This window comes from Streptomyces sp. NPDC048483 (genome assembly GCF_040651455.1).
Lineage (GTDB): Bacteria > Actinomycetota > Actinomycetes > Streptomycetales > Streptomycetaceae > Streptomyces.
Window position 1 is genome coordinate 1 of record NZ_JBEZJZ010000007.1, and the last position, 19,920, is coordinate 19,920.

17 protein-coding genes and 4 pseudogenes are annotated in these 19,920 nt (G+C 69.6%); 4 read left to right on the plus strand and 17 right to left on the minus strand.

The genetic code is table 11. The features are described 5' to 3' along the window. From AB0D04_RS05500 to bla, 12 genes and pseudogenes are all read right to left on the minus strand, one after another. Positions 1-1,066, minus strand: a pseudogene (locus AB0D04_RS05500) (hypothetical protein); the annotation flags it as partial. Then, positions 1,047-3,026 (minus strand): Hsp70 family protein, encoded by a 1,980-nt coding sequence (locus tag AB0D04_RS05505; RefSeq protein WP_362699671.1) that lies wholly within the window; start codon positions 3,024-3,026, stop codon positions 1,047-1,049. The gene AB0D04_RS05505 and the pseudogene AB0D04_RS05500, both read right to left, overlap by 20 nt. 16 nt (positions 3,027-3,042) lie before the next feature. Continuing rightward, positions 3,043-3,444, minus strand: coding sequence for a hypothetical protein (locus AB0D04_RS05510; RefSeq protein WP_362699673.1), 402 nt, complete (start codon positions 3,442-3,444; stop codon positions 3,043-3,045). 307 nt (positions 3,445-3,751) lie between these two features. Continuing rightward, complete coding sequence (locus AB0D04_RS05515) at positions 3,752-3,994, minus strand: hypothetical protein (protein WP_362699675.1); 243 nt, start codon at positions 3,992-3,994, stop codon at positions 3,752-3,754. 102 nt (positions 3,995-4,096) lie between these two features. Beyond that, entirely contained in the window at positions 4,097-4,717 is a 621-nt protein-coding gene (locus AB0D04_RS05520; RefSeq protein ID WP_362699677.1) for a hypothetical protein, read from the minus strand. A gap of 176 nt (positions 4,718-4,893) precedes the next feature. Then, positions 4,894-5,784 carry a leishmanolysin-related zinc metalloendopeptidase gene (locus tag AB0D04_RS05525; RefSeq protein ID WP_362699678.1) on the minus strand — a complete coding sequence of 297 codons (891 nt, stop codon included), beginning with the start codon at positions 5,782-5,784 and terminating at the stop codon, positions 4,894-4,896. Positions 5,785-5,986: 202 nt separating this feature from the next. After that, the gene (locus AB0D04_RS05530) at positions 5,987-6,769 is read right to left on the minus strand and encodes a hypothetical protein (RefSeq protein WP_362699680.1); all 783 of its coding nucleotides are present in this window, start codon (positions 6,767-6,769) and stop codon (positions 5,987-5,989) included. 465 nt (positions 6,770-7,234) lie between these two features. Further along, complete coding sequence (locus AB0D04_RS05535) at positions 7,235-7,597, minus strand: hypothetical protein (RefSeq protein ID WP_362699681.1); 363 nt, start codon at positions 7,595-7,597, stop codon at positions 7,235-7,237. A 725-nt stretch (positions 7,598-8,322) separates the two neighbouring features. Continuing rightward, on the minus strand, positions 8,323-8,607 hold the full coding sequence (locus AB0D04_RS05540) for a hypothetical protein (protein ID WP_362699683.1): 285 nt from the start codon (positions 8,605-8,607) through the stop codon (positions 8,323-8,325). A gap of 700 nt (positions 8,608-9,307) precedes the next feature. Continuing rightward, positions 9,308-9,928 (minus strand): PadR family transcriptional regulator, encoded by a 621-nt coding sequence (locus AB0D04_RS05545; protein WP_362699685.1) that lies wholly within the window; start codon positions 9,926-9,928, stop codon positions 9,308-9,310. Positions 9,929-10,211: 283 nt separating this feature from the next. Beyond that, a pseudogene (locus AB0D04_RS05550) lies at positions 10,212-10,610 on the minus strand (serine hydrolase); the annotation flags it as partial. 191 nt (positions 10,611-10,801) lie between these two features. Beyond that, complete coding sequence (gene bla, locus AB0D04_RS05555) at positions 10,802-11,746, minus strand: class A beta-lactamase (RefSeq protein ID WP_362699687.1); 945 nt, start codon at positions 11,744-11,746, stop codon at positions 10,802-10,804. A 139-nt stretch (positions 11,747-11,885) separates the two neighbouring features. Here bla and AB0D04_RS05560 point away from each other — a divergent pair, with 139 nt between their 5' ends. Next, positions 11,886-12,896: a LysR family transcriptional regulator gene (locus AB0D04_RS05560; protein WP_362699689.1), complete on the plus strand. Its 1,011-nt coding sequence runs from the start codon at positions 11,886-11,888 to the stop codon at positions 12,894-12,896. Beyond that, complete coding sequence (locus AB0D04_RS05565) at positions 12,893-13,828, plus strand: serine hydrolase (protein ID WP_362699691.1); 936 nt, start codon at positions 12,893-12,895, stop codon at positions 13,826-13,828. Before AB0D04_RS05560 ends, AB0D04_RS05565 begins: the two co-directional genes overlap by 4 nt. A gap of 55 nt (positions 13,829-13,883) precedes the next feature. On the opposite strand, the pseudogene AB0D04_RS05570 reads toward AB0D04_RS05565, so the two are convergent. After that, positions 13,884-13,997, minus strand: a pseudogene (locus AB0D04_RS05570) (integrase); the annotation flags it as partial. Between the two features lie 252 nt (positions 13,998-14,249). Between AB0D04_RS05570 and AB0D04_RS05575 the strand changes: the two are divergent. Beyond that, the gene (locus AB0D04_RS05575) at positions 14,250-15,671 is read left to right on the plus strand and encodes a DEAD/DEAH box helicase (RefSeq protein WP_362699693.1); all 1,422 of its coding nucleotides are present in this window, start codon (positions 14,250-14,252) and stop codon (positions 15,669-15,671) included. Between the two features lie 316 nt (positions 15,672-15,987). On the opposite strand, the gene AB0D04_RS05580 is transcribed toward AB0D04_RS05575, so the two are convergent. Together AB0D04_RS05580 and AB0D04_RS05585 are read right to left on the minus strand one after the other, a co-directional pair. Further along, positions 15,988-16,620 carry an ABC transporter permease gene (locus AB0D04_RS05580; RefSeq protein ID WP_362699694.1) on the minus strand — a complete coding sequence of 211 codons (633 nt, stop codon included), beginning with the start codon at positions 16,618-16,620 and terminating at the stop codon, positions 15,988-15,990. A gap of 52 nt (positions 16,621-16,672) precedes the next feature. Continuing rightward, a pseudogene (locus tag AB0D04_RS05585) lies at positions 16,673-16,852 on the minus strand (ABC transporter permease); the annotation flags it as partial. Positions 16,853-17,177: 325 nt separating this feature from the next. On the opposite strand from AB0D04_RS05585, the gene AB0D04_RS05590 reads away from it, so the two are divergent. Beyond that, positions 17,178-17,489, plus strand: a complete 312-nt coding sequence (locus AB0D04_RS05590; RefSeq protein ID WP_362699696.1) for an antibiotic biosynthesis monooxygenase — start codon at positions 17,178-17,180, stop codon at positions 17,487-17,489. Positions 17,490-17,992: 503 nt separating this feature from the next. Here the strand turns inward: AB0D04_RS05590 and AB0D04_RS05595 are convergent. Both AB0D04_RS05595 and AB0D04_RS05600 read right to left on the minus strand, forming a co-directional pair. After that, complete coding sequence (locus AB0D04_RS05595) at positions 17,993-19,237, minus strand: MFS transporter (protein WP_362699698.1); 1,245 nt, start codon at positions 19,235-19,237, stop codon at positions 17,993-17,995. A gap of 66 nt (positions 19,238-19,303) precedes the next feature. Next, positions 19,304-19,909 carry a TetR/AcrR family transcriptional regulator gene (locus AB0D04_RS05600; protein ID WP_362699700.1) on the minus strand — a complete coding sequence of 202 codons (606 nt, stop codon included), beginning with the start codon at positions 19,907-19,909 and terminating at the stop codon, positions 19,304-19,306. Positions 19,910-19,920: the final 11 nt, after the last annotated feature.

The following is a 19,920-nucleotide window of genomic DNA, read 5'->3' on the forward strand; positions in this document are numbered from 1 at the left end:
CGATGATCGACAGCTGCGCCGCACAGGCCTCGGTGCGCTCCGGGTCCGCCTGCACCGCGCGCTCGAGCAGCGACAGTGCCTCCAGTGGCTCCTTCAGGTCCTGGTGGGCGATCTCGGCCGCGAGCAGCAGCAGTGCGTAGCCCGGCCGGTCGACCAGCGCCGCGTGGGCGAGCCCGACGGCCCTGCGCGGTTCGCCCGCGGCACGCAGGGAACGTACCGCCGTCACCGGGTCCATCGCGTGGCGCGCCGCGTCGAGGGCATCGGCCAGCAGGCGCGGATCCGCGTCACCGAGTCCTGCGGCCCGCAGACCGGTGAGGTTCGCCAGCTCCTCCAGGGCCGTCTGCACGGGCTTCACTCGCCGCATCCAGGACGGCAGCCGGCTGTCGCGCCGCTGCCGGCCGAACACGCCGGCGCAGGCCGACCGTTGCAGGAGCCGCTCCGGGTCGCCGTCCGGCGGCGTCTCGAAGCAGCGCAGCGCCGCGACTCCCAGGGCGTACACACCGGGGTCCCGGCCGCCGTGCGGCAGGCCGCGGGCTGCCTCGGGCGTGAGATGGGCCATCCGTTCCGGCGCGGCGAAGATCTCCCCCAGGGACGGCGGGCCCCAAGCCGGCAGCGGCAGCAGGAGCGGGCGGTGTCCGGCCAGCACGATGTCAGCGGGCAGAGGGACGAAGCCGGGGCCGATCCCCTCGCGCCAGCCCGGGAACGCCCGGAGCGCGGCGGCTACGGAGGCGACCCGGTGAGCCGGTTCGCGCTCGGTGAGGGCATCGGCGAGGCTGCGGCCCGCGTCGGTCTCGTAGCTGACGATCTGGAACCAGCGGTCGCCGAACTGCCGCTGCTCGCCGCGTTCCTCACGCACCACGGGAACGAGATCGGGGCGGCGCGGGCGGGTCTGCCAGGCCACCAGTTCGGCCCGCTGCTCTCCGCTGACCTCCTCGACCGGGATGAGTCGGTACCACCGGCGCCGGCGCGGAGCGCGGTAGAGCGAGCCCCACCAGCCCACCCCGGCGTACTCGGCCTGGAGCTCCTCCTCGATGACCCGCGTCGGGTCACCTACGGCTGTCGTCATATGCGTCCTCGAGCCGGTCGGCGAGCTCGTCCAGGGCGTCCTCGTTCGCACCGTCGCGCACGCCGTCCAGGAATGCGCGCAGAGCCTCGGTGAGTGCGGGCGGCGCCTGACCGTCCTGCGCCGCCCGCTGCGCCTTCTTGACCATGCGCCGGTACTCCGCCGGTACGTCGGGCGCCGGTCCCGGAACGGGTACCGGGGCGGGTACCGGGGCGGGTTCCGGAACGGCGGCCGGTTGCGGCACCGCAGCGGCCACCGGCGGGGGAACCGTGAACTGCGGCGATCCGTCACCCTGCGCGCCACCGGGCTTGGCCCCACCGGTGGCCCCGGCCGGCCGCACGGTCGTGTACAGCTTGACCAGTGCCGCGCGCCGCTCCGCCAGCTCGTCGAGCTTGCCGATGGTGGTGCTCTGGTCGAAGGTCGCCTGGTACTCGCGCCCGGTGTTGGTGTGGGTGACCTGCACCCCGAGCAGCCCGTTCACGTCGAGGGAGAACTCGACCTCGAACTGGTGATAGCCCTCCGGGCGGGGCTCGATGTCGTCGAGGTGGATCGTGCCGATCAGGGTGTTGTCGTAGACGTAGTCTCCCTCGCCCTGATAGATGGCGGCCTCGATGCGGTGGGCCTGCTCCGGGTTCGTGTACGTCTTCACCTGGCGGGCCGGGATCTTGGTGCCCCGCGGAATCAGCGCGTTGAACCGTGCCTGCTGGACTCCGACGCCCAGCGTGTGCTCGGTGATCAGGGTGACGGTGTAGTCCTGCTCGTCCGCGGACCGCTCGGCGTCCGGCCGGCTGGCGAGGTCGAAGGCGGGCGACGGTTCGAACCGGTTCGCCACGAGCGCCGCGCCCCGCGCGACCAGAGTGTCGGGGTTGGCGTCGCCGCGTACGAAGCCCTCGTCCTGGTCGAAGTAGTCGAGCAGAATCTGCTTGACCCGGGGGATGCGGGTGGAACCGCCCACGAGCAGCACGGCGTTGATGTGCTCGCGCTCCACCCCCTTGGCGGTCTTCGCGAAACGCAGGGCCTCGTCGACCTGCTGCAGGGAGCGGTCGAGGATGGGCTGGATCAGCTCTTCGAAGCGGGCTCGATCGAGTTCGAGGGGAGCCGCCGTGCCACCGAGGTCGATGGTGGTGGTGGAGCGCAGGGACAGTTCGCGCTTCGCGGCCTCCGCCGCCGCCTTGATCCGTAGCCGCTCGGTGTCCGCCGACAGCGTTTCGCCGAGTTGTCCGCGGATCCACTCGGCGACGGCGTCGTCGAAGTCACCGCCGCCCAGCCGCTGATCACCGGCGGTCGCGATGACCTCGATGTCGGTGTCCCGGGTCTCGATGATCGACACGTCGAACGTGCCGCCGCCCAGGTCGAAGACCAGGTAGATCTGCTTCTCGGACTCGGCCCGGTCGACCCCGTAGGCGATGGCCGCGGCGGTGGGCTCGGGGATGAGCTGGCGGGGGTAGAGGCCAGCGAGCAGTGCTGCTTCCTCGGTGGCCTTCTTCTGTCGTTCCATGAAGTACGCGGGCACGGTGACCACCGCGTCGTGGATCTCACCGCCCAGCGTCTGCTCGGCGATCCGTTTCATCCGCATCAGCACCAGCGCGCTGATCTCCTGCGGTCGCAGCCACTCGTTGCCGAGCCTGGCCCGCACGGGGTCGTCCACCGCATGGACGCCGGTGGCGCCGAAGTGCTGGAGGAGTTCCGAGGTGAACACGGCGCCCATCTCTCGCTTGATCTCCACCAACGCGTCGCCGGCGCCCGATCCGTCACTGATGGCGTCCTTGGCGTCGTGTCCGACGACCAGTGTGCCGGTAGCCGGGTCGATGCGTACGACCGAGGGAGTCGCGACGGCGGCGGCTCCCTCGAGTTCCGGGTCGGCGAGGATCACGGGGGCGAAGTCGTCGGGGTCGTAGGCGGCGACGGCCGAGTAGGTGGTACCGAGGTCGATGCCGACGACCCGGTGCAGCTCAGCTTCCATGGGGGATCCTCCGGGTTCACTCGTCGGCGAAGCCGTCGAGCAGGTGAGTGTGGGTGAAGTCGCCGGTGAAGTCCGTGCGGGTGGTGTCCATGGGGTGGTGTACGCACTCGCCGGCCGTGACCAGGAAGTTCTCGATCTCCCTGCGCAGCACGGCCAGTCCGGCGTCCCGTTCGTCGAGGACGGGCTCCCAGGTCGGTTCGAGTCGCAGCAGCGGAAGCGGCGGAAAGCGGGCATCGTGCGCGGCGCGGGCCTCGGCATTCTCCAAGTTGACGGCGTGCGCGGCGACGATCTCGTCCTCGCTCGCGCCGCGTGCCTGGAGCCGGGCGTCGTATCGGCCGGCCGCCGCGCGGATCTCCTGGGCCGTTGCCTCGGGTGGTACGCCGAGGCGTACGTACTCGGTCGATCTGGGCACGACCATCGGTAGAGCGAACAGCCCCCCACCGGTCATGTCGGCAGCCGGCATCACAAAGCCCCCGTTCCCCGTTCACAGACGCTACGCACCGAGGGATGAAGCTGAGGCATACCGTCCACCGGTGCGGCCTTCATTGACACGCCACGGTCGTGTGTGGCCGTCATGTGCCGTCGATTGTAGAGGCGCGTGGGGCAACTCGCCGCCCCTCCCGATCAGTTGGGGCAGCCCGCACCGACATGGCCGAAACCGGCCCCTCGGAGGAGGTAGGCAGCCTTGGCAGGCGCACCTCGCCTGAAGGAGCCGTCCCAGAGGACTACCAGGCGGGGCGCTCCGTGCGGCAGGCGGCGGTGGGCCGTTTCGGGATGATCACCGACAGCCGGCCCCTGAGGGCGAGGAACTCCCCGGCGAACAGGGAGCCTTGCGCCGCGGCCAGGCACAAGTGGCCCGCGAGGCCATCGCCGGCCAAACCCGACGGCAGTCCGCGGGGAGCCTCGCGTACGGGCCCGGTGGTCTCCACAGCCAGGGCCATATGGCCGGTGACGGCGATCGTGGTCACTCGAGATTCCTCCTCGGCACGCGCGGAGCGGCCTGACGGCCTGACGGTCTGACGGGCTGACGGGCTGACGGGCTGACGCCGTGGGCTTGTGGGCTCGTGGGCTCAAGCGCAGGTCAGGGATGTGGTTGTGGAGGGTGCCCTGCTTACGCGCTGCGGCCAGCGCGGCAGGCGCAGTTCTGCGATGAGGAGTTCCACCAGTCGGCGTGCGCTGTAGCGGGGATTATTGTCCGCGCCGATGCGGAGGTTCCCGACGCCGCCCAGAAATTCTGAGGGTGAGTTCTCCCCTGTTTTCTGGTTGTCGGCTCCCACCTTGGTGAGGGCGTTGAGGATCTCGTCTGCAGTCTTGGTCCAGGTGAAGGACCGTGGGTTCTCGATCCATGCGGCGATGTCGTCCTCCGGGGCCTTCACGGAGGTGTGGACGCCCCGACGGATGAGCTTGTCGGTCAACAGGCCGAAGCATCGCTCGACTTGGTTCATCCAGGAGGAGCCAATCCGGGTGCAGCGGACGTAAAAGCGAGGGTGCTTGCCCAGCCACGTCTTGATCTCGGCGATGTGGTGAGTGGCGTAGTTGTCACAGACGAGGTGGACGTCGAGCCCGGCGGGCACCGCCTTGTCGATCGCTACCAGGAACTTCTGGCGCTTGTCTTTGCCCGAGTAAAACGGGGTGTCGGCGGGGATTCGGTCGATGAACGACGCGGCAGACCACCACGGCCTCCCGAGCAAACATCGTTGACAGGACAGCCCTTGGGAGCTGTGGCCAGGACGTGGTGATCGCACCAGCGGCCTCGTCGTCTGCGGCGCCGCCGACTCACCTGTGGTCAACGGCTCGCAGAGCGCGGGTTTGTCGTGGGCGTTCGTGGAGTAGCCGAACGTCCAGCCTCCCCCATTGGTTAGGTGCGTCAGGGCCTCTCCGCCGGAATGCGGGTCGGAATCGTCGGGAGCACCACATACCGCGGCACCGAGGACGGGACGCGGCCCGAGCGTGCGATCGCGAGAAGATCCGGAAGCTCGAAGTCCTGTGCGGCCTCGAGGTCGACCGTGTACCCGAGGTCCCCCAGGCTCGCTACCGTCAGCCGACTCATGGGGTTGTCGTTCAGGGGGGTGCCGGGGCGGCCGCCGATGTTCGGCGACATCAGCTCGTTGGCGAACACGGTCTCGCGCCAGTGGCCGCCCGCGCTTCCGGAGCCGCCGACATTCGCAACAGGTACCGGGGTGGGGGATTCACCGATGAGCTTGCCGAACTCCTCCATGGCGCCGGGGCCGACGAACGTCGGATCGTGGCCGGGGAAGTCCTTCAGGATTCCGAAGCTGTCCCAGAGGGTTCCGATTCCCAGCACGTGCCCCATCTCATGCGTAATGACGTCGAGGAGCATGCCCTCCTCTTCCATCTGGGCCAGGTCGGCGCTGTCGAACCTCATGTGCCCCTTCACGGGGAGCCCTGCTCCGCTGGCCGCATCCTGCCTCCGGAACCGCGTCGGGCCGGCTGATCCGAGGATATTGGGGTTGTGGTTGACGCCGTCCATCGGCACGCCTTCGGCGTCGATCAAGAGGTCGTCGACCACGACCTCACCGGTGAGGTCGTGGATGACCGCGGTCTCCAGGTCTCCCACGATGACGTGCGCCCAGCGGTTCGCGGCCTTGGCGAAGATTTTCTTCTGGCTGTTCGTCAGGCCTCCGAGGAACCGCACCTCGATCTGGAACGGAGATGTGGTCGCGGCGAGCTCCGTGGCGCGGTCAGCGTTAGCGACAGCCCTGTACGTTTCGAATGTGTATTGGCTCTGTTCAGCCATGGCTACTCCTCCTAGCGAGTAGCTAGATTTATCCCTCAGTATTAGCCTAAACGCGTTTATGGTGATAGACCATGCAACCAAAATGCGGTTGAACGTTCATCGGGTCGGACGTCGGGGTGACCGCGCCCACGGGGCATGACAGCGCCCCAACGTCCGGGGACGCCGGGGCGTGTTCGCGGTAAGGGATCCCGGCGGGACCTCGTCAGAGCCCGAGGTTGCGGGCGAGGGCGGTCAGCACAGCCCGGGTCTTGGTCTCGCCGAATCGCGGCGGTTCGACGTCGCGCTTCCGCAGGGCCCGTTCGAGCAGCTTCTCGGCCTCGGCCGCTTCGGCCGTGCTCGTACGCACCGAGACCTCAAGGAAGCGCAGAGTCCTGGTGGTCCACTCCTCGATCGCCACGGGGCGGGGTAGAGCGTCCCACTCCTGCTTCCACTTGACGGCGTGCACCGGTCCGAGCGCCCGGAGATCTGCGAGGTCGCCCTTCTTCAGCCCGACGGCAGATTCCAGGAGGTCGCGGTGCGGCTTGATCAGGAGGTGGTCCAGCGCTCCGCGCCCGGGCCCGAGTGCCGACTCGGCGAGCTCCGCCTCGACCTTCCGGTCGCCCTGCAGCGAGGCGGACAGCACAGGCGTGAAGGCGGGGCCGGTGCGGTCCTCCTCAATGGTGAACTCCCAGTCCTCGTCCTCATCCTTGAGGCCCTTCTGCCAGTCGGGCGGCAGCGGAGGGCACGGTCGCAGCTTGACGGTCATGTCCGCCTTGCGCTTGGCCCCGTGATCCTCGGCGTCCAGACGCAGACGGATGATGACCCCGCGGTCGAGGAAGGGCAGTGAGAGCCCGTCGCTGCCCTCCTCCGGGCTGTCCCAGAAGTAAATGGTGCGGCTGCGGCCCTCGCCGCTCTTGAGTTCGAGCGCACGGGCTGCCTTCCGGGCTTCGTCCCCGGAAAAACTGATCTTGATTTCCGCGCCCGCGGCCGATGGAATCTGTGTCATGGTGCCGTTATTGCACAACGCGCAGCACCATGCATTCTGCATCACCTGCCTGGCCGAAGGGGGCGCTTCCCCTCCGAGCTAAATCCCGTAACGCAACGGCATTTCCCCTAAAGAGTCGCCTGCGTGGCCGGGGACAGCCACGCAAGCGACCGGGCCGAGTACGCGCCGACAAGGTGTACGACTCGCGCAAGAACAGCTCGACGTCGAAGAACTCGACAACGTGGTCGCAGTGCGCAGATCTCGGTGGCCGATCTGTTCCGTCACCCGACGGCGGCCGCGCTCGCCGCCCGGCTGCGGGCCTCGGCGGCGGGGGACACGGTGTCGCCGGCCGGAGTGGGACCGGGCCCGGATGTGTTGCCCACGCAGGAAGTCGGGCCGCACGGCGGCATGCGGGTCCGGGATCATTGTGCGGCACAAGCAGTGGCTCCGCCCCTTCCCGGGCGGGGCTTTCGCTTCGCCCTGCCGTCAGTGGGCGAAGGGTGGTTCGAAGCAGCCGGTTTCCAAGTACGGACCGTTGGCCTGCACCTGGTAGTTGGTCTTCTGTATGAAGGCGGTGACGCAGGCGTCCTTGTGGACGCGCAGGCCGATCCGGGCGCCTTCATGTGTGACGTAGTGGTCGCCTTCGAAGCGGGGTTCCATGCCGCGCACTTCGAGTATTCCGCCGAGTTGCTCGCCTTTGGGGCCGGTCCGCTGTTCTTTGTAGCCAAGGGCGATCATCGCCGAGCGTACGCTCTTGGGGTCCCATTTTCTCTGATTCCAGAGGCGTTTGAGTACGGGTTCGATGCGGTTGGCTGCCCGTTGGGCATCTTTCTCACTGGCGGGGGACATTTCGCGGGGTTGGCGGCCGGCGTTGTTTTCGTTGTGATGCGGAGCCCCGTCGTGGGCTCCGGGTTCCACGTAGGGGGACGCACCGGGTCCGGAGGGGCTGGAGCTGGAGGCGGAGGCGGAGGCGGAGGCGGAACTGGGTGTGGTGCTGGAGGATGATGTGTCCGGCTCGCCGGCTGCGACGCGCTGCTGGCCGCACGCTGTCAGGGGTATGGCGGCCGTCAGGAGGAGTGCGGCGGCGAGGTGTCTTCGTCGTTGAGGCGTTGATGTGGGCATGTAGATCACTCTGTCATGACGGGCACCATATGGACGCTGAGCGTCATTCATAGTGGTCAGACGGACCCGTCACACTCCGAGGTTGGGCCTTTCGCACTCCCGCGCCTCGTGTGGGCGACTTCGCGCCCTGCCGGAGTTGGTGGCCTCGTTGCCCAAGAGTTGCCGTTGAAGGGGAAGTACGCGCAGCCGGCCGAATACGCCGTGCAGTGGCTGTTGCCGGTCGGCGGGGTGAGTATGGGGGTGTGGCTGTCGCGGAGGGATCAGGCTACGGAGGATGCGCGGACTCAGTGGGCGCGCACGCGTATTGCCGGCGGTGCCCCGCGTGGTTCCTGCCGGAGGAGGCCGTGGCGATCTGACGCTGGCCATGCGGAAGCCCCACATTCCACGGGCGGGGCTTCCGTGCGCGCCCTTGTTCGCTTCTCGCGTCCCTTGCTGGATGGTGGCCTCCACTGTCACGCGGAGGCCACCACCTCCCCGGTCGTGACCTGGGGAGGGTGGGGAAGCAGTGACGCGAGGTTGTCCCTCACGAAGTCCGCGGCCCTCGAGATCGATTCTTCGGCGCCGGCCTGGTCCTGGAAGACGCTGGTCGACATCATTACTCCGCCCCCGGCGTCGATCCAGTAGTAGGCCACGAACCCGGGGACTTGCCGCATGAGCGGTACGAACCCCTCATTGACGAGGCGTCCCGTCTCGACTGGGTCGGTCACCCCTTCATACCGCCGGACTGCTGCGTACATGGCCGATCTCCTCTGGCGTTCCGGGTCGTGCTTTGCTGAGACGCCGTACCCCCGCGACGGCCGCCTGGCGTGCGGGGAGGCCGTCAATCACCTGAAGAGCCGCCTTTGGTGATCCGAACGGGCGCGTTCGTTGTACTGCCGGCGGTGCCTGGCCCGGTTCCTCCAGGAGGAGGCAAGCACGGCGCCGCCGCCGACGTACCGTCCTTCAACGGGTAGGCATCGACGACGGCCCGTACGCCGATACCGGGCTACGGAATTTCGGCAAGCCTCCCAGAGGGCCCGCCCTGTCACCCGGTCGCGCTCGGACATCGACGCGACGGCATCGTGGTGCGCGGCCGGAAGCCGACGCGCGTCACGGGAAGGCGGCAGGCGCCGAGGCCCAGAACGCTTCCGCCGTCAACCACCCTTTACCGCCAGCGAATTCGCAGCTCGTCAGCTCGGCAGGAGCCTGTCACAGGAGTCGCGAAGAATGGGTCTCGCAATGTGAGGTGCCCTTGGGTGAAGGGGCGCGTGGTGGCCCTTCCGTCGTTCTCCAGTCAGGGCAGTAGGTCGAGTTGAGTACGCGGAAGGTACGCACCCGTCGTTTACCGCTCTGGAGGGTTCGGTAGGGCACGGGCGGCATCGCGGTCGCGCGGAGAGCGTGGTCGCGCTTCCCGAACGGCCTCACCTCCGCCGGGATCCCGCATCCCGCTGGGCCCCGTCAGGTCACAGCTGCACCTGATTCGGACGCTTCCTGGAATGTCGTGAGCATCTCCGGTGACCAGGTCAGGCTGCCGTCCCGCAGATCGCTGATCACCCCTTGCAGCCAACGCTCCTCGGCGTCGAGGACGGCGAGCAGGTATTCGTTCTCGATCAGCGTGATGCGCGGCAGTCCGGCCGGGGCTTCGGCGGACTGGCGCTCCAGGTCGGCACGCTGGGCGGCGAGCCGCGCCGCCCGTTGCTCCAGGATCGGCGCCACCTCGTCCGGACTGAGCATGAGCATGTTCGACAGCGCCGCCGGGAACAAGGGGAACTCCGCCTTGGGTGCCGACAGCATCTGCTCCAGCCACTCGCGGGTGACCGCTCGGCCCTCATCGGTGACCTCATAGACGGTGCGCTCGGGGTACTGCTGGTCGCGCTCGGTCTGCCGGACGGCGATCAGCCCGCCGGCCTGCAGCCGCTCGATGGTGCGATACAGCCCGGCCCGCTGGCCGACGTTGACCACCTGCTCCTTGCCCCACTGCCTGAGCAGCCGCTGGATTCCGTAGGGGTGCAGCGGCCGGTGGTGCAGCAGCGTCAGAACGGTCAGGCCCAGCGGCGAGCTTTTCACGGAGGCGGACATACAGGCATCGTAGTCAAGCCGAAATTAGTTGCACTGCGACTAGTAGTCTTGCAACTATGGCTCAGCGCTCAAACGGCGCATCCACGTGACCCATGGGAGGGGATATGAGCAACGACGACGGCCGCGGCTCCGGAGTGCGGACGGCACTGGTCATCGGGGGTGGTGTGGCAGGCCCGGTTACGGCACTCGCCCTGCGCAAGGCAGGCATCACGGCAACGGTCTACGAGGCGTACCCCACCGCGGCGGATGGTGTGGGAGCCTGGCTGGGTCTGGCGCCCAACGGTCAGGCGGCGCTGGCGACGGTCGGTGCCGACACGGCGGTCAGGGCATCGCCGAGGACGAGCGTACGGAAGTTGGCGGCGATCGCCCGGGGGGGGGTGGTGTCGCGCAGGTCCTGTGGGCGGACGCGGTTCAGTTCGGGTTCGTAGTCGTCCATGCGGCTGACGGGATCCCCCAGTTCGCGCAGGTAGCCGGTCAGCTGCGCCGGACCGCCGAGGTCCCGCATCAGCAGGTTTCCGGCCGTGCCGTCGCTGTGGCGTATGGCGGCACCGCACAGTTGCCGGACGGTCATCCCGGTCGCGATGTGGTTCTCGGTGATCGGCGAGATGGAGTTGATGTCGGCGCGGCTGTAGGTGACGTGTTTGTCCAGGTGGCTGAGGGGGTTGCGGGGCAGCACTGCCGCGGCGGCGAGGGCCTTGAAGGTGGAGCAGAAGGCGAAGCGCTCGTCTGCGCGGTAGGCGAGCGCGGTGCGGCAGCCAGCAGAGCACGGCGAGAGGGACCGGGACGCTCACCGGGCATGCGGCAGTCACCGGCTCCCCCCGTCGCCCACCGGTTACCTCCCAAGCGGCGAACAGGCTGGAAAATCAAGGGAGTTCATTCTCCGGGTGCCAGGGCGCGGGCGAGCACCCGAGCCGCGTCGGCGATCAGTGCGTTGTCCACGGCCGCGTGCTGTGCGGGCTTGGACGACAGTACGACCAGGACGATCGGCGTCTTCCGGGTCGTCCAGGCGATGCCGACGTCGTGGGCGCTGGCGTAGTCGCCGGTACCGGTCTTGTCCGCGACGATCCAGTCGTCCGGCAGTCCGGCACGGAACCGTTCGCCGCTGGTGGTGTTGCCCTTCAGCCAGGTGATGAGGTGCCGTCGGCCTGCGTCGTCCAGGGCCCGGCCCAGCGTCAACCGCCGCAGGCTCCGGCCCATGGCCTGGGGTGTGGTCGTGTCACGCGGGTCGCCGGGGACGGCGGCGTTCAGGTCGGGCTCCCAGCGGTCGAGTCGGCTCACCGGGTCGCCGATCGACCGGAAGAAGCCGGTGAGGCCGCCGGGGCCGCCGATCTGCCGCAGCAGGAGGTTGCCCGCCGCGTTGTCGCTGTAGCGGATCGCGGCCGCGCACAGCTCGCCCACCGTCATGCCGGTGTCGACGTGCTGTTCGGTGACCGGCGAGTTGGGCAGGATGTCCCGGGCCGGGTAGTGGATCACCTTGTCCAGCGGCGCACAGCGCCTGTGGTCGCGCAGGACTGCCGCGGCGGCGAACGCCTTGAACGTCGAGCACATCGCGAACCGCTCCTGTGCCCGGTGGGCCACGATCCGGCCGCTGCGGACGTTGCGGGCGAACACGCCGAGGCGTGCGCCGTAGCGCCGCTCCAGGTCACGCAAGGCGGCCTCGGCGCCGCGCAGTCCCCCAGCATCGACGCCGCGCGGCCCGGGGATTGTGGCCGAGGCCGAGGCGTCCGGGGCCGCAACGGCCGGTATGAGTGCGGCGGTTGACAGGGCGAGGCCGGCCTTGAACACGCCGCGCCGCGGCAGAGGGGTGGCACTGGTCATGGGTGCACGTCTCCCAGGTGGTTCGGTTCGTCGTCGGTGTCTGTCGCGGGCCCTCGACGAGGACAGCGAAACAGCTGGAGGCCACCCATGTCCAAGAGTTACCATTGAAGGCTTCATAACTTATTGATATGAATGCTGGATGGACCTGCTCGCGCACCTCGAGGCGTTCGTCGCGGCCGTCGACGAGGCGAGCTTCTCGCGTGCGGCCGACCGGCTCGGCATCGCCCAGCCGCTGCTGAGCCGACGCATCAAGACCCTTGAGGAGCACTACAGCGGGCTGCTGTTCGACCGCACGCGGCGCCAGGTCACGACCACCGAGTTCGGCCTCCTCCTGCTGCCGTACGCCCAGGACGTACTGGACCGGGCACAGCGGCTGCGGCAGATCGCTGAGTCGGCCCACCGGTCGGCCGTACGTGCCGTGGCGGTGCCGGCGGACTGCGCTCCCGCCGCGCTGGCACGGATCATCCGCGCCGGTGCCGAGCACGGCACCCCGCTAGGAGTGCGCGAACTGCCGCCGGATGAGCGGGAGTCGGGCCTGGCGGACGGCTCCCTGACCTATACGTTGCTGCGCGTCGCCCCGGAGGACGCCACGCTCCACGTCCCCCTCGGCCTGGCTTGCGCGCCGCCCTCCGGCACGCCGGACGACGCGCCTGCCGTCCCGACGGCCCGGCTTCGGCCCCGCCCCCGCGCGGTCCACCTGGAGGACCTCAGGCCCCGTCGCGGCCGCGGCTCGCCGGGCGCGCGGCCGATCCTCACCACAAGGGAGGACCAGGTCCCCCACGCTCAGGACCGACTGAGTCGGGCGGCCGCCCGCTCCGGCCTGCCGGAAGGTCTCATCCGCCCGGCCGAAACGATCGCCGGCGCGCTCGCGGAGATGCTCGCCGACCGGGTGACGCTGCTGTGCTCCGAGCCGTTCGCGCGGCGGAACGGGGCGAGTTGGGCTCCGCTGGCCGACACCTCGCTGCACCGAGGATACGACGCCGGGGCGACACGACGCCGACCGGGCGTGGCGCATGTGCCGGACTGGCTGGCTGCCCTGTTGGCGTCCGCGGTCGGCGCCACGATGACCGCGGCGACCGCGTCGCGGATCACCGCACCGTCCGGGGCCGCGGGCCACGACGCCCCGTCCCGCCTGGCGGCCCACGGATGAGCCCGACCCCCACGAACCGGCCGGCTTACATCGCCGCCGACGGCGCCCTCCTCGACGTCGCCGAGACCATCGCCGCTGACTGGGCGGCTCTGGGCGTTGGCGGCGCGTTCCTCGCCCGCAACATCGACACCACCGAGCAACTCGGCTTCGACGTCGACGACGCGGTGCCACTCGCCTCGGTGGTCAAGGTCCCGCTGGCCCTGGTCGCCCTGGACCGGATCGCGAACGGGGCCCTCGACGCGGCACGCCCCGTAACCCTCGACCCGGCCGCCAGCAGCGTCGGCCCCACCGGACTGGCTGCCTTCCGCCACCCGGCCACAGTGGCCGTCGGCGACCTCATTTACCTGATGCTCTCGGTGAGCGACAACGCCAGCGGCGACGCGCTGTTCGGCCTCGTCCCCGTCAAGGAGGTTGACGCCCGCCTGCACGCCTGGGGCTGCACGGGCATACGGGTACGGCACAAACTCGACCACATGTACCGCTGCGCCGCCGGCGCCGCCGGCAACGACTTCTTCCTCGCCCAGGAGCTGGCCATCCGGGACGACGACACCGGACGGCACACCATCGAGACGCTCGATCCGGCACACGCCAACACCGGCACGGCCATCGCGCTCGTCGACCTGTTACAGCGGGTGTGGCGCGACAACATCGCGCATCCCGCCGCGACCGCCGAACTCCGCCGGCTGATGGGGCTGCAAGTCTTCACCCACCGCCTGGCCGGCGAACTGCGTGCCGACACCCTCCGGGTGAGCGGCAAGACCGGGACCTTCCTCCACCTACGGCACGAGATCGGTGTGGTGGAGGCCGAATCCGGCGACCGGGTGGCCATCGCCGCGCTCACCCGGTCCGACCGCCGGGCCAACCTCGCTCCGGACATCGACCTCGCCATCGGCACCGCCGCCCGGCATGCTTTCGAGGCCCTGCGGCAGTGAAATCCACCGCAGCGGCACACGCCCTGTGGACCGGCACAGCCGTCTCAGGCTCAAAGTCCGCAGGCACGATTCGGTAAGCAATCCCGAGACGGAGGACCGCGCACGGGTACTGGCCTCGCTTGGCAAGCGCATACCCTGCGGTACGGCCGAGAGACAGCGCGCGGTGGGCCCGAGCTTGACCAGCTGCGCCAGGCCGTGGTCACCGCCGCCGGGCCGGGCGATGCTCGCAGTCCGTGTCGCGTCACCGACCCAGGCGGAGCGATCAGCACCACAGCGCCGGGGCGAACTGTCACTTCGTGTTAGCCTCAAACGTTTGGACGGTCGTGACAGCCGGCGATTTCGTCCGTGTGGTTCCCCTAGTTCGTCGGCTGCTCATTCCTGCCGGGCCTTCCTCGGTACGTTCCCCTGCGGAAGGCTCTTCATGAACCACCCGGACCGCCTCGGCACCTCGCACGGCAACGGCGACCTCGCCCGGCCAGTAACCCTCGCCCCGACGGTGTCCGCGGTCCCCTCCTTCGCCGACCTGGAACTGCCGGCCGAGGTGCTGCGAACGCTCACCGAGCGCGGCGTGCGCGAGCCCTTCCCCATCCAGGCAGCGACGCTGCCCAGCGCCCTCGCAGGACGGGACGTCCTGGGTCGCGGGCGCACGGGATCGGGCAAGACCCTCGCCTTCGGCCTGCCGCTGCTCGTACGGACGGCCGGGCGGCGCGCGGAGTCGAAGCAGCCTCTCGCGCTCATCCTGGTGCCCACCCGGGAGCTGGCCCAGCAGGTCGCTGAGGCGCTCGCGCCGTACGCCGACGCGCTGCGGCTGCGGATGGCCACCGTCGTCGGCGGCATGTCGATCGGTCGGCAGGCCGCTGCGCTGCGCGACGGGGCCGAGGTCGTCGTCGCCACCCCCGGACGCCTGCACGACCTCATCGAGCGCAAGGCGTGCCGTCTGGGACGAGTGCGGATCACCGTCCTCGACGAGGCCGACCAGATGTGCGACATGGGCTTCCTGCCGCAGATCACCGAGGCGCTCGACCAGGTGCACCCCGACGGCCAGCGGATGCTGTTCTCGGCCACCCTGGACCGCGACGTCGACCAGCTGGTCAGCAGCTACCTCAACGACCCCGTCGTCCACTCGGTCGACCCGTCCGCGGGCGCGGTCACGACGATGGACCACCATGTGCTCGTCGTCCACGGCCCCGACCGGTACGCCGTCACGACGGAGATCGCCGCCCGCGACGGCCGCGTACTGCTGTTCCTGGACACCAAGCACGCGGTCGACCAGCTCACCCGGCATCTGCGGGCCAGCGGAGTGCACGCCGCGGCCCTGCACAGCGGCAAATCCCAACCGCAGCGCACGCGGACCCTTGCACAGTTCAAGAACGGCCAGATCACCGTCCTGGTGGCGACCAATGTCGCGGCCCGCGGCCTGCACGTCGACGACCTCGACCTCGTGGTCAACGTCGACCCGCCCACCGACCCCAAGGACTACCTGCACCGCGCGGGCCGGACTGCCCGGGCAGGTGAGTCCGGCAGCGTCGTCACGCTGGTGCTGTCGAACCAGCGCCGCGAGATGAGCCGGCTGATAGCCGAGGCCGGCATCGAGCCGACGATCACCAAGGTGCGCTCGGGTGAGGCGGAGCTGAGCCGGATCACCGGGGCCAAGGCCCCCTCCGGCACCCCGCTCGACGGTGGGCCCGCCGCGCCCCGGGCCAAGAACACCAACGCCCCCTTCCGCGGCCTGGGCACCAGCAAGGACGCCTCCCGCGGCACCGGCGGCAAGTCCCGCAAGGCCAACGAGGCCCGTAAGCTCGCCGAGGCCCGCAAGGCGGCCCGGGTGCGCCGCGGCGGCTGAGAGCCGCTGGATGAACGCCCTCGTGGTGCGCCCGGCCGCGAGGGGGTAGTCGCCGAGGCCGGAGTCGCGACGGACCATCAGCAACCAGGGCCGCGCTCCGTGGATCCCTCGGGCGAACAGATCACGCCCGATCTGGTCGGTCCCGAACAGGTGCTGGAGGCTGGGCGGTTGAAGCCTGGAAGCCGGAATCCCGATGGTGGGGTCGGCCGAGGTCAGGATCCAGGGGGCGAGAGCCGCGACCAGCACGACGCTCATGACCAGGATCGAGGCAAGGAGTCCCGGTCTCCGCCAGAGGGGCACGGCCGGCCGCCCTCGGTCAGCCACGACGTGCCGCCCATCCGTACGAGGTCGTGGTGAGCCGGCGATCGATCAGGTGGTGGAGCAGGTCCACCAGGAGGCTGCCGAGGACGAAGACGGTCGAGCCCAGCAGCACCACGCCTTGGACCACCGGCATGTCCTGGTAGTGGACCGCCGAGACGACGAGCCGTCCGACGCCAGGGCGGGAGAAGACCGTCTCCACCACCGTCGCGGAGGCGAGCGTGTTCCCCGCGAGGACTCCGGTGAGAGCCAGCGCGGGCAGGCTCGCCCGGGGCAGGGCGTGGTGCAGGTGGATCCGCACCGCGGTCACCCCTTTCGCGTGCGCGGTCCGTATGTACGGCTCGTCCAGTGCCTGCACCAGGCCCCGGGCCAGGACCTGGGCGAGCATTGCCGCACAGGGCAGGGCGAGGGTGAGGGCGGGCAGAAGCAGGCCGCGGACGCCGCCGTCCCCGATCGCCGGCAGGAGGCCCCACTGGAAGCAGACCACCTGCACCAGCACGAGTCCGACCCAGAACGGGGGCAGCGAGACCGCGACGGCGGGGGCCGCGAGCAGCACCTGCCGCAGCCAGGAACGCCGGGTGTACGTCGCCCAGAGCGCGGCCGCTCTGCACCGAGCGGCCCAGGTCACCATGGAGCACGCCGAGGAGTCCGTGTGCGTACTGTGCGGCGAGGGGCCGGTCGAAGCCGTACTCCCGGCGCAGTGCGGCGACGCGGTCCGGGTCGGGGGCGGCTTCGTTGCCACCCGCCGCCAGGATTTCGACGGGGTCGCCGGGGAGTACGTACAGGATGCCGAAGGAGGCGGTGTACGCGGCCCAGAGCACCAGCGGGGCGAGCAGGGCACGGCGGACGAGGTACCTGAGCACCGGCGCTGTCCGTCAGGACTTCCAGGCGTCGTGGAGCTGGAGGCGTGCGTCGGCGTTCAGGGTGACGTCATGGACCTTCCCCTCGACCCGCCTGACGTACTCGGATTGGTGGCACGGCGGAACCACAACAGATGGGCGAATCCGGCCCTTCGTGGAGTGCCCAGCCAAGTGAGGCCGGTGAGCGATCCTGAGGGGGAATTTCGGGGCTCTGACCGCGCCTTCGTGAGCTGGAGGTCGGCAAGAGCGATGAAAGATCGTTTATTCTCGCTGACTGCCCGATCCTTCGCGATACCGGCGACGGCTCAGCCCACCCCTGAGGAGCACGTTGTTCGACCTCATCGTCATCATCCGGGTTCCCGAAGGCTCCGATATCGCCCTAGTTGCCGACGCTCTGGCTCGTATGCGTCCCTTGTGTCTGGCAGAGAACGGCTGCGGCAGCTGGGAGGCCTACCAGTCACACGAGGAACCTGGCCGCTTCGTCCTGGTCGAGCGCTGGGCCAGTCGCGCCCACTGGGAGGCTCACGACGCGGGTGACGCCATCCGGAAGATCTACGTCCCGGAGATCATGCCGCGCATCGAGCGCGAAGTGCATCCAAGCTCGCGCGTTCACAGCAGGCATGATGGGGTAACCGCCTGAAGGTGTCACGCTGTTCGACCGACCTCGTTCGGACGCCCGTGTCCGGGCGCGCCCAGCCCTGGGCCAGGAGAACAACGCGGCGATGGGGCTACAAGGCGGGCTCGCCCAGGCCTCAGCCGGTAAGGGGCAAACGACCCAACTGCCGCCGTCTCGTCGGCCCTCTGCACCAGCAGGCCGATGACGATCACCTTCCCTGCGCCTCCCAGGGCAGACCCTCGACGCCGTCGAACGTGCCGCCGACAGAGCCACGGCCGAAGGCCGACGACCGGTAACGACCGGGCGGACTATTGTGCCGCCGTCAGGTTTCGCTTTCTCCAGCGGGCGGCCGCGGCACGAGACCGCGCCGCGCCGGGGCCTTTCAGTCCATGGCGGATCGCGTTTCCCGCGTGGATTCCGTACGCCACGTCCTTGATGAATCGCAGCATGCTGTGGAGCAGGCACCGCATGAGAAAGGCCTTCCTGGCAGCTCGGGACAGAACATGGACTCCGGTGCCGCGGTTCGGTCAGCCGCGGGTTCCCGCGCGCGGTGCGTCGGACGTGTCCGCGCCGGCCTCACCGACGGGTGTCACGGCGGCCGGACGGCCTGCGGCCCGTCCGGGCCGGGCCGGCAGCGTCAGGACGGCGATCCCGGCCGTGAGCAGGAACGCCGCGCTCAGGCTGTAGTGGTCGGCGAAGGACCCCAGGGCCGCCGGCCCGATGATGGTTCCGATGCCGAGGAAGAACACGGTCGCGCTGAAGCCGGTGGACGGCTGCTCGGGGAAGACCTGGTAGCTCCAGACCGCGAGCAGACCCGAGCAGGCCATGAACCCCGGCCCGTACAGCACCGCTGAGGCCCCGACGGCCGGGAGCGCGCCGGGCGCCACACCCAGCAGAGCGATGGCCGCGGCCATCGAGAGGAAGAGGCAGGCCTGGGCACGGCGCTGCCCCAGCCGCTCGATGAAGGGGCCGGTGAAGACCCCCGCGGTTCCCGCGAGACCCATGACGGTCCAGAAGACCGGGCCAGTGGGGTCGCCCTCCTTGAGGTCCTGGGAGACGGCGTCCACCGCAAAGGTCCAGTAGACCGCGCCGATCAGGCCGTACGACAGCGCCGTGACGTAGAGCGGAACGGCCTGGCGACGGGCGAACCACCGCAGGCCGAGACGCTGCTGGGGGGTCCGTGGAGACCGGTGGTGCGGTCCGCCCGGCAGGATGCGGGCGTTGTAGACGGTGACGGCGAGTGCGGCCAGGGCGAAGGCCGTCCACGCGTACTGCCATGAGGGGCCGTGCGCGATGATGGCGAGCGGGCCGGCGATGATCACGGCGAATGCCGTGCCGCTGGGAATCAGCGCCATGACCCGCTCCCGCTGACGGACGGGGACCATGCGGTCCACGGCGTCGGAGTAGGGCGCCCACGCGAACCCCGGGCTCAACCCGGCCATGACCAGCCCGGTGATCAGCATGCCCGTGCCCTGTGCGTAGGCGACCAGCAGCATGCCTGCCGCCGCGGAGAGCCCGCCGGCGACGACCAGCGGCCGCGGGCCGAACCTGGCCGAGAGGATGCCGACGAGCATCAGCGCGATCAGGTAACTGATGTACGTGGCACTGCCGATCACGCCCACCAGCGAGACCGATAAGTCGAACTGGCCGCGGATCTCGGGGAGGAAGAGACCGTATCCGTAGCGGGCGAACCCGAAGGTCACCCCCTGCGCCGCGACTCCCGCGATACCGACTTTCCACGCGACGGAAAGCCGCGGGCTGCGTTCTCTCATGTCATGGGGCCTTCCTCAAGTGGGTCCGCCGAGCCGGCCGGTCGTGGCGATGCGCCCACTGCCCGGTCATGCGCCACGGTCGCTCTTCGGCCAGGTGTCCAGGAGCCGGTCGACCGCCGAACGGGCCTTGGTGATGGCGTCCACCACGCTTCCCAGCGCTTCGGTGGTGCTCGCTCCCTCGTAGAGCATGAGCAGGACGTCGACCAGCTCGTCGGCGGCCAGGAAGCCCGCCTCGTCGACGAACCCCTCGAGGTCCGTACGCAATGCGGCCTTGTGCGACGTCACGACCGCACGCGCAGGATGATCGCGATGGGCCAGTTCGGCCGCGGCGTTGGCGAACGAGCAGCCGCGAAAGCCCGGCTCGGTGTGGCAGGTTGCCAGAGCCTCGAACACCGCGCGGATACGGTCCGTCGGATCCGGCCCCGCCGCGGCGACGGTGTTCTTCAACAGCACTCGCCAGCGGACGTCGCGCCCCTCCAGGTAGGCGACAATCAGCCCGTCCTTGCCTCCGAAGTGCTTGTAGAACGTCATCCGCGCGACGTCGGCCGCTTCGATGAGGGCGTCGACACCTGTGGCGTCCAGGCCCTGGGCGTAGAAGAGTTCGTCGGCCGCTGTCAGCATCCTGCTCCGGGCCGAGGGCCGGGGCGCTGGTTCGGAGGAGTGAGGGATCATGAGGGTGACTA

Bases quoted from the DNA above. Each gene is read 5' to 3' on its own strand.
- AB0D04_RS05575 (WP_362699693.1), top strand. From the start codon at position 14,250: ATGAACCACCCGGACCGCCTCGGCACCTCGCACGGCAACGGCGACCTC.
- AB0D04_RS05580 (WP_362699694.1), bottom strand. From the start codon at position 16,620: ATGGTGACCTGGGCCGCTCGGTGCAGAGCGGCCGCGCTCTGGGCGACG.
- bla (WP_362699687.1), bottom strand. From the start codon at position 11,746: ATGACCAGTGCCACCCCTCTGCCGCGGCGCGGCGTGTTCAAGGCCGGC.
- AB0D04_RS05535 (WP_362699681.1), bottom strand. From the start codon at position 7,597: ATGTCCCCCGCCAGTGAGAAAGATGCCCAACGGGCAGCCAACCGCATC.
- AB0D04_RS05545 (WP_362699685.1), bottom strand. From the start codon at position 9,928: ATGTCCGCCTCCGTGAAAAGCTCGCCGCTGGGCCTGACCGTTCTGACG.
- AB0D04_RS05505 (WP_362699671.1), bottom strand. From the start codon at position 3,026: ATGGAAGCTGAGCTGCACCGGGTCGTCGGCATCGACCTCGGTACCACC.
- AB0D04_RS05525 (WP_362699678.1), bottom strand. From the start codon at position 5,784: ATGGCTGAACAGAGCCAATACACATTCGAAACGTACAGGGCTGTCGCT.
- AB0D04_RS05530 (WP_362699680.1), bottom strand. From the start codon at position 6,769: ATGACACAGATTCCATCGGCCGCGGGCGCGGAAATCAAGATCAGTTTT.
- AB0D04_RS05560 (WP_362699689.1), top strand. From the start codon at position 11,886: ATGGACCTGCTCGCGCACCTCGAGGCGTTCGTCGCGGCCGTCGACGAG.
- AB0D04_RS05565 (WP_362699691.1), top strand. From the start codon at position 12,893: ATGAGCCCGACCCCCACGAACCGGCCGGCTTACATCGCCGCCGACGGC.
- AB0D04_RS05595 (WP_362699698.1), bottom strand. From the start codon at position 19,237: ATGAGAGAACGCAGCCCGCGGCTTTCCGTCGCGTGGAAAGTCGGTATC.
- AB0D04_RS05540 (WP_362699683.1), bottom strand. From the start codon at position 8,607: ATGTACGCAGCAGTCCGGCGGTATGAAGGGGTGACCGACCCAGTCGAG.
- AB0D04_RS05510 (WP_362699673.1), bottom strand. From the start codon at position 3,444: ATGGTCGTGCCCAGATCGACCGAGTACGTACGCCTCGGCGTACCACCC.
- AB0D04_RS05600 (WP_362699700.1), bottom strand. From the start codon at position 19,909: ATGATCCCTCACTCCTCCGAACCAGCGCCCCGGCCCTCGGCCCGGAGC.